This is a genomic window from Microcoleus sp. PH2017_34_RAT_O_A, from assembly GCF_020737885.1.
In the GTDB taxonomy this organism is placed as follows: Bacteria; Cyanobacteriota; Cyanobacteriia; order Cyanobacteriales; family Microcoleaceae; genus Microcoleus.
Map to the genome: position 1 here is coordinate 1 of NZ_JAEQDD010000009.1, position 12,341 is coordinate 12,341.

Consider the following 12,341-nt stretch of genomic DNA (forward strand, 5'->3'; position numbering starts at 1 on the left):
TGTCTCTTTAAATAACACTTTGAGTGAGTCTGTAAGTTTCAACATGGCTTCAGTTTAGTTCATTCAGTCCGGGACGATTTATTTTTTGGAAGTCCCTAAAGTGGTTGAAACCGCGTCAACACGAGACTTTACCCGAGGAGTGCGGGTTGAAGACTAGGTAATTGAAATTACGTTATCTTCTTGAGTCCGCGGAGGCGGACATTGTTTGTCTAGGCGCGGTTTCAACCGCCGTCATATCTTACATCTAAAAATGTCCGAAAAACCCTTAGGAAAGCCACGCATTTTGTGGCGAGTAATCTTGCTATCTGGAGTCAGCTTGCTGCTATATTACGGCTGGTACAAATGGATTATTCAAGAAGAATTGCGGAGTTATAACGGCAAGGGTTGGTCGGGGACACTTTGCTTATTGCCCTTTGTTTTAGGAGTAGCCATCCCCCAAGCTTTGCGGATATTCGACCCCGACGTTCCCGGATGGTTTGGTTGGTTTTCCTTCGTAGGAATTGCTTGGATTTACATCGTGCAGTTCAAACTTTATAACACAGTTAACGAATTGTACCGCCAAGAAGGAATTAAAGAACCGCTAACAGTTTGGTGGATGTTTGTACCAGGTTTAAATTTAATTGTCGGCTTGCGGCAAATTCATTTCTTAAGCCAGTTTTGGGGAAGAAAACAGGGCATTGAAGTCAAGGATAACTTAGCCGAAAGCCTTCCTTTTCTGTCAGCTAACGCTTGAGGTAAAACTTTTCACACCGATATCATAGGTTTGTAGTGAGGACTTCAGTCCTTTCCATTTACACCGGAATAATGATTTTTCGAGTATAGTGCGATAGACAAATTAGGTACGTAGTTGCGCTTTAGCGCTCTTTATAAGATTAGGAAAGAGCGCTGAAGCGCAACTACGTACCTTGGCCCAAATGCGAGCCGACCTTTCTCTATGTTTGAGTTAGTTAATTAGGACTAAAGTCCTCACTACGAACCTTTTAATCAGCAAAACCGATTCGGTAAATTAGCAAGAATAAGTTTAAGTTCCGGTTCATTAACCCGCTTAATTGCTTTCGGAATAGTTACCCACTGTCGCTTTCTACAGCTAGCTTCCGGCCATTTTTCCAGAACAGTTTGTACTTGCAGTAAAAATACTTCTACCTGACAAATATAGCCAGACTTTTGGTACTCATAAGTTCCCAGCAAATCAGGGAACACCTTACCCAACAAACCTGCTTCTTCCCAAGCTTCCTTAGCGGCGGAATCTTGAGGAGTCATATCAGGTTCAATTAACCCTTTAGGAATCACCCAACGCTTACCCGTTGAAGAAGTAATCACCATTACTTCAATTTGTCCGTTTTGAATGCGGTAGGGAATGACAGCCGATTGTTCTACCAATACAATAGTTCTTGTACTCATGATTTATGCAATCTTTAGGGTGCAAAGGCTGCTTCAACTTGATTGACAGTTGAAGATTCAAAACAAAAAAGTTGATACACCCCGATTATCTATTAGAACTTACCCACCGATACAGCAAAATCAGTTCCTTTTATGAAAAATAATTGCTGAAAGCTATTTTTTCATAAAAAAAGCCCGGTTTATTTATTGAGTGGGATTGCTTAAGTTCTATTTGCGCTCTCAGTCGAGACAATAACTAAGTCAGAAATAGAAATATGTAGGATTTTACCTGTGCTTAAAATACCAAACTTCAAGGCAATACAGCTAAAAAATAAGATTATTTTAATAACAGGGCGATCGCCAATCGCAACTTTAACTACACCCAACACAACTAACGGCGTTTCGAGACTTTTGGCAAATTCATCCACAAAATAGATGGCTGCTGTTGAACTGGCAGAATGTCTTCCAGGATACCTAATGCTAGAATTATTGTAACTGTTAGCTGGTAGGGTGCGTCGCCCGAAACAATCCTCGATCGTAGCGACAATCGAGCGAGCGACGCACCTTACAAAATTCACTGACCAGAAAGAATTGGTTGAAAGTCGGAACCCTGATCGGGAGAAATTAAAATCAGACTATTCATTACTCCAATCCTCTTCCTTCTAGGTAGAGGTCGCTCTCAAACTGTCAACTGTCAAGCGGTCAACTGTCAACTGTTGAACTAATCTTTCTTCGCCTTAGCCTCCAGATTTTCCATCCGACTCTTCAAATCTTGATTGTCCTTTTTAACCTGATCTAACTCCTCGCGCAACTGCTTCACCGCCGCATCAGAACCAGCATTTTTCTGCACTCTTTGCACAGCTTCATCAGCCATCATGCGGACGCGGCCGTCTGGAGTTTGGTCAGCTAAAGAACGTAAAATTCTGATAGCTTTGCGAGTTTCCATCTGTCCTAAACCGACAACAACAGATACTTGAGTCAAGAAAAAAGTCTCTTTAGAAAGTTCTGCCAATCGATGCAAAATCCGTTCCAAATTGAGCTTAGTTTGACCTGTCGAAATTGTCCCCAAAGAGCGAATTGCAGCCAAGCGCAAAGCTTGCGGAGTACCGACGGCTGTGTATTTCAAAATCAGGTTGAGCGCATCTTCCGAAGTTTTCATTTGCGCCAAACCGGAAATAGCACCCGATCGCACAACCTCATTCCAGCCCTCGCGCTCTTTCAAAACCAATTTTAACTCTTTGAGTACCTGTTCGTCCGTGGGTTTTTCGTCGGGATTCGCCCCTGCGATCGAACCCATAGCACTCGCTGCGGCCGCTTCTACATAATAGCTGTCATCGCCTTTTTCAACGATCGACCTCAGCGCCTTATAAGTCTCGTGAGTCTTGATTTTACCCAGCGCATTCACCACCGCACGGCGCACCCGAGCATCTTTATCCTTCAAACCAGTTACTAAACCATCAAAAGCTTGGTCGAGTTTAATATCAACCAACTGACCGGCTACTTCCGCCCGCACAGCCCAAAACGGCTCTTTTTTGAGAACTTCTGACAGCGCTTTCACAGCTTCCAAGCCTCCCTTTTTCGCCAAAGCGTGGGCGGCGTAAATCCTAGAAACCGGGTCTGGATCGAACTGTAACTGAGCTTTAAGTTCGGCAACTCCATACTCTAGAGCAACTGTTTTTAGGTATTTATTGCCGACATCAAAACTGATATATGCGGGCTTATCTTCTAGGGGAAAATAGAAACTTTGCTCGCGTTCGTGAACTCGAACCGTGAAAGTTTTTATATTAGCAGCATTTCGCTCATCTGCATCTTTTTCTGGTTTGTAACCGAAGCCGAGCGGAATTTTTAGGTCAAAGACATCTTTGCTGTTCCCGTTACCATTTTTGTTGTCTTTTACCTGAGTTTGGGTAATAGTAACCTTGGCTAATTTGCTGTCGCCGTCCCAGGAATAAGCAACTTTGTAATCTGGATGACCGCCACGATAAACGTACTGGTCAAACAAAAATGTCAGATTGCGACCGGTAGCTTTTTCGATCGCCCTTAGCAAATCGATCGTTTCCACAGTTTGGTGAGCGTTATCGCGCACAAAAGTGTGAATTGCTTTGTAAAATAGTTCGTCGCCCAACTCGGCGCGGATCATGTGATACACGCAAGCGCCTTTTTCGTACAAATGGCGATCGTACAATTCAATCGCTTCGCGGTAAACGTGAGTCACCATCGGGCGGCGGTAGCGAGAACTGTCTTCAGCTAAATAATTGCGGGCTTCACCTAACATATAATAAGCCGCATCTTCTTTGCCGTATTCTTGGTCAGTCCACAACACCTCACAATAGGAAGCCATGCCTTCTTTGATCCAAGCATGAGACCAATGTTTAATTACGACTAAATCGCCGAACCATTGGTGAGCTAATTCGTGGGCGACCAAGCTTTCTGTACCGCGATTGTCCAGGCTGGCGCGTTCATCTAACAAGCACCTATCTGTTAGCAAAGTTGTCGAAGTATTTTCCATGCCGCCGAAGATGAAATCATCGACGCAGACTTGAGCGTATTTAGGAAAAGGGTAAGGATAGCCAAATGCTTTAGAGAAAAATTCAATCATTTTCGGCGTTTTGCCCATGCTGCGCTTACCGTCAGCTTCGCGGCCTTTTTCCACGTAATAATTAACTGGTTTGCCGTTCCATTCATCTTTGATTTCAGCAAAATCTCCGACTGCTAAGGTCATTAAATATGTCGGGTGGATTTGGGTTTGCGACCAGTGATAAATCTTGTCGTCGCCATCGTTTTTTGTGCTAACTAATTCGCCGTTGGATATTGCAAAAAGTTGTCTGGGAACTTGCACGCGAATTTCGGAAGTTGCCAACTGTCCGGGATAGTCGAAACAGGGAAACCAGAAGCGAGAATCTTCGTCTTCGCCTTGAGTCCAAACTTGTGTTGGTTTGTCGGGATAGTGTTTGTCTGGCCCGACAAAATAGAGGCCGCGCTGGGGTTTTTCGACCGAGTATGCGATCGCAATTGTAATCGGTTCGTAAGCTGTTGTTGGTTCGTGCAGTTGAATTTGCAGCACTTCGCCGTCGCTGTCAAAATTCTGCTCGGTTTCCCCGACTTTGACAGATTTAATGTTCAGGTTGACAGCATCTAAGGTTAATTTGTCAATACCGCTGCGGACTGGATTTATGCGGATGCTGCAAGTGCCGCGAAAACTTTGTTTGGGAATATCGAGGACTAAATCGAGGAAAATATGCTCTACTTGTCCGGGGCGATCTGGGTTGTAGTGGGGCCTAGCACCGGGCATCTCGAAGGATTTGTGGCTGTTTTCAGAATCAAAGTAAGTGTGTGACATTGTGATGGAGGAGTTGTGAGTCGATCGGCGATCGCAGGCAGCAGCTATCGGGCGGAACTGCCAGCTTAATTACAGAGTAGCGCGTCCTAGTTGCTGTTGTCGCTAATGTTGTTAAAAATTCAGGCGATCGTTGCCAGGATGGAAAAAAAGATTTTTCAGTTACAATATCAGTAAGGCTAATGTCTGCAATCATCAGCCTGCCATTGAAATTGAGAGGGTAAATCTGCATGACAGCTACACTATCAGTTCCCAGTGCGATCGAATCTTGGCTAGGCGACGAAGCCGAAGACTTGCTCACCCATCAAGCAAAAATTTCTAAAGATTTGTTGCACCTGCCGGGCCCGGATTGGGTCGATCGCATTTTCGCTCAAACCGATCGCTCTCCTCAAGTTTTGCGATCGCTCCAGCAACTATATTCTAGCGGACGCTTGGCAAATACCGGCTATTTATCAATCCTGCCAGTAGACCAAGGAATCGAACACTCAGCGGCCGCTTCTTTTGCACCAAATCCCATCTATTTTGACAGCGAAAACATCATCAGACTAGCAATCTCCGCAGGATGCAATGCTGTCGCGACAACTCTTGGAGTATTAGGAAGCGTATCTCGCAAATACGCGCACAAAATCCCTTTCATTCTCAAACTCAATCACAACGAACTGCTAACTTATCCCAATCAATCCGACCAAATAATGTTTGCTTCCGTCGAACAAGCTTGGAATTTGGGAGCCGTTGCAGTCGGAGCCACAATTTATTTTGGTTCCCCGGAATCGACCAGGCAAATCCAAGAAGTGAGTCAAGCTTTTGCCCACGCTCACGAGTACGGAATGGCAACAATTCTGTGGTGCTACCTCCGCAATGATATCTTCAAACAAGACAAAGATTATCACACAGCCGCTGATTTGACCGGGCAAGCAAATCACTTGGGAGTGACAATTCAAGCTGACATTATCAAGCAAAAATTGCCGGAGTGCAACAACGGTTACGAAGCTGTTGCTAAAGCTAGCGGTCACAGTTACGGCAAAACCGACAAGCGGGTTTATACTGATTTGACGACGGATCACCCGATCGATCTAACCCGCTATCAAGTCCTCAACTGTTATGCAGGAAGGATGGGTTTAATCAACTCCGGCGGTGCTTCGGGAAAAACCGATTTTGCCGAAGCAATTCGCACGGCGGTAATCAACAAACGCGCAGGCGGCTGCGGCTTAATTTCCGGCCGCAAAACTTTTCAGCGTCCGTTTGAAGAAGGCGTAAAATTGTTTAACGCCATTCAAGACGTTTATTTGTCGCCCGAAATCACGATCGCCTAAAACTTCACAGCACACTAAAATTAGGGTGCGTGCCGCGCACCCAATGCTATAAGGTTCGTAGTGCGGACTTGAGTCAGTAGAATAAAAGCAAGGTTCGTAGTGCGGACTTTAGTCCGCAAGGTGCATCTCAATGCAAGCGAATATATCCGTAGGGGCGAAGCATGACCGCAGTCAATATGAGATGATAACTAATAACTTATATGCGGTCATGCTTCGCCGAGCGGACTCGCATTCCGCACTACGAACCGTTTTTGTTATGCTAATCTACCGGACATGATATCAGTTCTAATCTCAAGCAAAAAAGTTGAGGAAACGGTCTGATTTCCATACTGTGCAACTATCAACTGTCAACTATCAACTGTGCAACTGTCAACTGTCAACTATCAACTATCAACTGTCAACTATCAACTGTCAACTGTCAACTGTCAACTGTCAACTATCAATGAGCGGTATAACCCCCATCAATTACCAATTCAGAACCAGTAACAAACTTCGATTCATCCGATGCCAGATAAAGAATACCGTAAGCAACATCATCAGGTTCACCCACGTGTCCCACCGGATGTAAGCTATCAAGAATTTTCCGTCCTTCAGTCACATCACCTTGTTCGGCCAACAACTTCTCTACCAGCGGTGTCCAGATAAATGCCGGATGAACTGAATTAACCCGAATCTTATTTTTGGCATACAATAGCGCATCTGTTTTGCTCATCAACCGCACTGCTCCCTTTGAGGCATGATAAGGAGGCATATCCGGGCCGCCAACCAATCCGTAAACAGAAGACAAATTAATAATGCTGCCACCTCCCGTTTCTAGCATCGAAATCAAAACGTGTTTAGTACAGAGAAAAACACCATTTACATTTATTGCCATCAACGAATTCCATTCATCTTCGGCGATTTCGTGGGTGGGTTTATTGATACCAACAATCCCTGCATTGTTCACTAAAATGTCAATTTTGCCCCACTTTTCTCGAACTTCAGACACCACCTGTTTAACGCTCGCTTCTTGTGTAACATTTAGATGCCAGTATTCTGCTTTTCCGCCTTTTTCGGTAATCTCTTCTACCAAACCTCTGCCTTCCTTCTCAGCTATATCCGTTACCGCTACACAGGCTCCTTCTTTCGCCAGCAACAGACAAGTCGCCCGACCAATTCCCGAAGCGCCACCTGTGACAACCGCAACTTTCCCTTCTACTCTATTCATAAAAACCTCTTCAAGAAATGAGTTAAAACTGTGACATCGGATACACCAACTTGGCTACAAGTATGATGTAGCGAAACTAACCAATTTGCCGATCCATCCCGACACCAACCAGGCTACAGGTATCATGTGGGGATTCTGGCGAATATGCTACGCAAATAGTATAGTGTATCAGGAACCTGCTTGTACGATGTGTGGGTTGAACCAAGCCACAATTACTTGTTGTAACTCAATCAATTTTTGTCGAAGTATGGCATTCGCGCGATCGTCCACGATCGGAAGCGAGAACCAGCGAAACAGCAGAAAACTATGATTTTACATGGCAATTTTAATTTCAATTAAGAGACTGATTGCACGCTTTTTTGAAAGCTGGTCAACCGCAGATATGTCAATACGGTTAACTTAACGCTTTTTGACGAATTTCCGAGCGCGATTTGATAGGCAATACAGGCATTTTTCGCAAGTCAGATTGTTCTTAAGTTAACCGTATTGGCAGATATCAGGCAGAGCGACGCAGATATTTTTGGGTGCATCTGGGTTTGGAAGAGGGCGAAGCATGACCGCATCTAAGTTATTAGTTATACTCTCATATTTGCTGCGGTCATGCTTCGCCCCTACACATATATTTGCTTGCACAAAGATAGACCCATAATCTTAAGAATATCCAGGAAAGCATCGGAATAAAATTGTTACAAAAATAACTTTTAAAAGTTTTGGTTGGCATCAAAATTCCCAAAAAATGAGCAGTCGATCGACCCGCCATACACAGCCTAGAAACTACCGGAACATGACTCCTAAAGTGATTGCTGCGGTTGCCAGCATCAATCCACCTGCTAGACCATAAGTTGTTCCTAAACTTACCCATTGGCTCAATGGTTGACTCACAAACGGTGAAATAAATTGACCTAGGAAAAAGCTGGTGGTAAGTCCGCCCAAAATTCGCCCTCGCAGAGATGCGGGAGTTGATGAAGTCAAACATACGTTCATATTTGGCATCAGTAACCCCACACCTAAACCAGCGATCGCCAAACCAATCAAAACCATCTCATAGGTGCGAGCCCAACTAATCACCAGATAACCAATCCCCATCAACCCAAAGGCGATCGCATAAATGTTCGTGAAGGTGAAACGAGCTTTCAGGCGTTGATAACTCAGGGCGCTGATCGAAGTAGCGAGAGTAGCAAGGGCGATCGCCAATCCACTTTGCGAAGCATTAGCACCCATTAACTGCTGAAGATAAAACGGAATCTGCACTGGAATCATTTGACATACTCCCCGGCGTAAACGCACGGGGATTCTAAGGTCAAACAGCAATTGCAGGCAAAACCTGTCTAACATCACCTAACTTAGCGGTCGATGCCCCAACCGCACAAATATTTCTAGCAGCATTTTCATCTCGTCCATTCACAGACTGACAAGATGGACAACGCCATTCTCTGACTGATAAATCCAGATTTTCTAGAACATGACCACAGGAAGAACAGGTTTTGCTAGATGGATACCATCGATCTATAAAAACAATGAGTTTTCCTTTCTTCTGGGCAACCCATTCTAAAATCTGGAGAAATTCTCCCAAAGCTAAATCTGATATCTTCCTACCCCATAACCTTTGCATTCCTTTCAAGCTCAAAGTCTCAAAACACAGGATATCAAATTTATCTGTCAGGTGATGGGCTAGTTTCCAGAACCAGTCAGTACGGTGATTTGAAACATCTTCATACTTACGAACTAAATTCTTTCTAGCCTTCTCTCGATTATTTGAACCTTTGACTTTCCTTGAGTGCTGACGACTAGCTTGCTTAATCTGGTTTAGGGATTGCTTGAGGAATTGGGGGGATTCAATCTTGGTTCCATCTGAAATAGTCAGAAAGGTTTTCAAGCCAAAATCAAATCCAGCGATTCTACTCGTCTCGGATTTGATTTTGGGTTCTCTTATTTCTTGGTCAACAACCACCATCATAAATAATTCCCCTAGGGGTGTGCGCTTAATGGTTAAGGTTTTGACTGTTCCTTCTATTTCTCTAGAGTTCCAATACTGATAAACCTGATTTCCAATCCTAACTCTATTGCCTAAGAGAAATTTGTATCCTGCTTGCTTGAGGGTGAAGGATTTGTATCTTCTAACTTTTTTGAATCCCGGTGGTCTTACCCCCTTTTTATGTTGCTTGAAAAATAGTTGGTAGGCTTTCTCAATGCGTTGACAGATATCCTGCACTGCTTGAGAGCCTACTATTTGCCAAAAGGGTTTACGCTTCCGCAGTTTGGCTAGATGAGCCTGAAGTTTGGAGCAGTTTAAGTGTTTTCCCCACATTCTGTAGTACCTTTTATGTAGGGCAATACAGTGGTTGTAGATAACTCCGGCGGCGTTAATTGACCGTTTGAGAAATCTATTCCGCTTATGTTGATACAGCTTAAACTTCAGGGTTTTCATGCTGGTATTTTATCTCAGATTCAGAGAAATTCAAAGAGAAATCAAGAGAAAGCCGTCAAGCGAAGGACGGGGCTTTATACCCAATTTTTCGGTAAAACACGATTTGAGTAAGCAGTGCAATACCGTAGGTTGTCAGTAGCAGCGTCCGCGGGACTGGCTCAGAGGCGATCGCACCCGTTTGTTGAACAGCATCTTGATGGCGATCGGGTTCGGGAAGTACCAGCAAAATTAATGGCAGAATCAACCACGCCATCAGGTAAATTAGAAACGGTTGCCGCCAATTGCGATCGGCCAAATAGCCGCCGAGGGTGAGAAAAATCATGCCGCCGAACCCCATGAAAGCTGCTTGCAATCCCAGGAATTGCGATCGAGCCGCACCGATGTAATAATCAGCAATCAGCGTGGTTGCAGTCGTCATAATACCTGCCACGCTGAAGCCCAGGAGCATCCGTCCCAGCAAAATTAGTCCAATTTGATCCAACAGGAAGCCAGAGCTGCCTGCGAAGCCATAGAGAAACACAGATAAACCCAGCAAGCCTTTGCGCCCAAAGCGATCGATCGCAATTCCGGCAATCGGCGCACCGATCGCGATAAACAAAGCTGGGGCTGTCAACACCAATCTCACCCAATAATCGGCATTAGGAACAGCCGAAAAGTGCTGCCGCATTGCTGGGAGGGAAGGGGCGATCGTGGCTCCTGCCATCACGGTTAGGGTGCTGACTAGCAGCAGGGTTGCTTTAACGAGAAAAGTGTCAGAGCTGCGTGGTTTCATAGATTATGAGAGGAAATTATCTGCCTTTATCTGTGTGGATCTGCTTGTCATTTGCGATCGACCTATCAAATTGTTACATACCAAGATTTTTTTTCACCCATCTGCTTAGATCGACCCCAAATATCAGGCAGGTAAACACAGATGAGCGCAGATAATTTCAGGGTATTTTGGAGATAATGCAATTTCTGTCTATTCAAAATGGTTGACTAGGGTTTGAAGTCGATTATAATCTCACATCTTGTACCATTCTGAATAACAGACAAGATGCCTGTTCCACAAAGAATGGATTTCTTGTGGAATGGGCTTCTAGCCCGTTCCTAAAAAGCTAATTGGGAATGGTGCAAGACCTCAGTTATAATCCTACTTGACCAATGTATTCTGCTACAGAAGTTACTGCGAGCGGCGGATATTGAATCTTCGCAATATTTTCTAGCTTGCCCTTACCATAAACCATCGTGAATAGATACAAATCTTAAATTTAAAATCTAAAATCCTAACTTATTTTTTTGAAAAAAGCTATATAATTAAAAGATGCCTCACAGCCTGATTTTAAACCTACTGCCAGTTGCACCAATCCCATCCCAATTTTTAACGGGACGGCATCTCCACGCCTTATTTCTCAACCTTGTGAGTGCTGTAGACAGCGATTTGAGCGCGTACCTGCACGACCAATCAAACGAAAAAGCTTTCACATTAAGCCCTTTCCAAGTAAGCAGAAAAGAAACTTACAAAACTAGCAACCCACAGCCACAAAAGAGAGTTTTGCCTCCGGCTGCGCGCACTATTTTGCAGGCCCTACAGTGGGAACACAAGCAAGCAATTGGGGAAAATACAGCGATTTGGTGGCGCATTTCTCTGCTGGATGACGGTTTGTTCGATCGCCTAACTCAACTGTGGCAGCAACTCAACTTCGAGCGCCCGTGGCATCTGGGCCCGACAGATTTGTACGTGACTAACATTGTCAGCCAACCCACTGCAAACCAGCCGTGGGTAAACTTTTCCAGTTACGCCGAATTGTTTGACAAAGCTTCGGAAACTGAGCGCCAAATTGCGTTTACCTTCTGCACTCCTACTAATTTTCGGCAAGGCGTGTACGATAGTGCGATGCCAAGTAGAGAAAGTGTGTTTGGCAGTTTGGCAAATCGTTGGAACAAGTATAGCGAAATTGCGATCGAATCTACTTTCACAGAAGCTATTTTTCCCAGTTTCTTCGATATCCGCACCGAAGTTTGTACGGATTCTCGCAGTAAATTTATTGGTTGCGTCGGCGAGGTTAGTTACCGAATTATGGGAGATGTCAATCCGCTTGCTGTCAAGCAAATTAACGCTTTAGCAGATTTTGCACTTTACAGCGGAGTCGGGCGCAAGACGCCGATGGGAATGGGAATGACGCGCCGATTGCCAAATTTTTAATTATTCACTTTTCTGCTTAATTTCACTGACAATTTCATAAACATCAGTGTCGGGAATTTTTGCAAACAAAGGCGTCATCTGCTTCAATATTTGCTGATAAGCTTCGCTTTGATTGGCAGCCATCTCTTCTACGCTTTCCCAAAAAATGATGGCAATACCTTTGTCTGTATTGGGCAATTGCAGTAGGTATGCTCCCTTAAATCCTGTGGCATAAGTCGCAACCGCTTTGCCAAAAAGTTCTTCGGCTTCTTTGAATTTTCCTGGTTTAAATTCGCCAATGGCAACGTAGGCAAACTGATGTCTGAGAAAGTCTAAAAATTCTGACATATCCTTATTCCTCAAAAAATCGTGATATACCAAGTTATATCAATAAAGTTCATTTAACACTCTTTCTCCCCCGGATATACCCTCAATACCCTTGGTTGTAGCGGGACTTTGAGCAAGTTCTTGTCCCACCCTTTTTGAGGGGAGTTAGGGGCGATCGGCCTTAA

12 protein-coding genes are annotated in these 12,341 nt (G+C 44.3%); 3 read left to right on the forward strand and 9 right to left on the reverse strand.

All coding sequences use genetic code 11. From position 1 onward, the window contains the following. Nucleotides 1-250 precede the first annotated feature (250 nt). On the forward strand, nt 251-733 hold the full coding sequence (locus tag JGK11_RS05100; RefSeq protein ID WP_293210853.1) for a hypothetical protein: 483 nt from the start codon (nt 251-253) through the stop codon (nt 731-733). 251 nt (nt 734-984) lie between these two features. Here JGK11_RS05100 and JGK11_RS05105 read toward each other — a convergent pair whose 3' ends face one another. The 4 genes from JGK11_RS05105 to JGK11_RS05120 all read right to left on the reverse strand — a co-directional run bounded on the left by JGK11_RS05105 (nt 985) and on the right by JGK11_RS05120 (nt 4,949). Continuing rightward, on the reverse strand, nt 985-1,401 hold the full coding sequence (locus JGK11_RS05105; RefSeq protein WP_293184117.1) for an NUDIX hydrolase: 417 nt from the start codon (nt 1,399-1,401) through the stop codon (nt 985-987). A 200-nt stretch (nt 1,402-1,601) separates the two neighbouring features. Continuing rightward, the gene (locus tag JGK11_RS05110; protein WP_293210855.1) at nt 1,602-1,958 is read right to left on the reverse strand and encodes a hypothetical protein; all 357 of its coding nucleotides are present in this window, start codon (nt 1,956-1,958) and stop codon (nt 1,602-1,604) included. A 143-nt stretch (nt 1,959-2,101) separates the two neighbouring features. After that, nucleotides 2,102-4,720: a M1 family metallopeptidase gene (locus JGK11_RS05115; protein WP_293189849.1), complete on the reverse strand. Its 2,619-nt coding sequence runs from the start codon at nt 4,718-4,720 to the stop codon at nt 2,102-2,104. Continuing rightward, the gene (locus tag JGK11_RS05120; protein ID WP_293202859.1) at nt 4,701-4,949 is read right to left on the reverse strand and encodes a hypothetical protein; all 249 of its coding nucleotides are present in this window, start codon (nt 4,947-4,949) and stop codon (nt 4,701-4,703) included. The genes JGK11_RS05115 and JGK11_RS05120 overlap by 20 nt, the downstream gene beginning before the upstream one ends. Here JGK11_RS05120 and JGK11_RS05125 point away from each other — a divergent pair. Further along, the gene (locus tag JGK11_RS05125) at nt 4,948-6,030 is read left to right on the forward strand and encodes a class I fructose-bisphosphate aldolase (RefSeq protein WP_293184119.1); all 1,083 of its coding nucleotides are present in this window, start codon (nt 4,948-4,950) and stop codon (nt 6,028-6,030) included. The genes JGK11_RS05120 and JGK11_RS05125 overlap by 2 nt on opposite strands. A 439-nt stretch (nt 6,031-6,469) precedes the next feature. Here JGK11_RS05125 and JGK11_RS05130 read toward each other — a convergent pair whose 3' ends face one another. From JGK11_RS05130 to JGK11_RS05145, 4 genes are all read right to left on the reverse strand, one after another. After that, the gene (locus JGK11_RS05130) at nt 6,470-7,237 is read right to left on the reverse strand and encodes a glucose 1-dehydrogenase (RefSeq protein ID WP_293189848.1); all 768 of its coding nucleotides are present in this window, start codon (nt 7,235-7,237) and stop codon (nt 6,470-6,472) included. A gap of 774 nt (nt 7,238-8,011) precedes the next feature. After that, nucleotides 8,012-8,497, reverse strand: a complete 486-nt coding sequence (locus tag JGK11_RS05135; protein WP_293197490.1) for an MFS transporter — start codon at nt 8,495-8,497, stop codon at nt 8,012-8,014. A 40-nt stretch (nt 8,498-8,537) separates the two neighbouring features. Then, entirely contained in the window at nt 8,538-9,665 is a 1,128-nt protein-coding gene (locus JGK11_RS05140; protein ID WP_293184125.1) for a transposase, read from the reverse strand. 55 nt (nt 9,666-9,720) lie between these two features. Then, entirely contained in the window at nt 9,721-10,437 is a 717-nt protein-coding gene (locus JGK11_RS05145) for an MFS transporter (protein ID WP_293197492.1), read from the reverse strand. A gap of 531 nt (nt 10,438-10,968) precedes the next feature. On the opposite strand from JGK11_RS05145, the gene cas6 reads away from it, so the two are divergent. Continuing rightward, nucleotides 10,969-11,850, forward strand: coding sequence for a CRISPR-associated endoribonuclease Cas6 (gene cas6, locus JGK11_RS05150; RefSeq protein ID WP_293197493.1), 882 nt, complete (start codon nt 10,969-10,971; stop codon nt 11,848-11,850). Here cas6 and JGK11_RS05155 read toward each other — a convergent pair whose 3' ends face one another. After that, nucleotides 11,851-12,177: an antibiotic biosynthesis monooxygenase gene (locus JGK11_RS05155; protein WP_293206906.1), complete on the reverse strand. Its 327-nt coding sequence runs from the start codon at nt 12,175-12,177 to the stop codon at nt 11,851-11,853. It abuts the gene before it with no gap. Nucleotides 12,178-12,341: the final 164 nt, after the last annotated feature.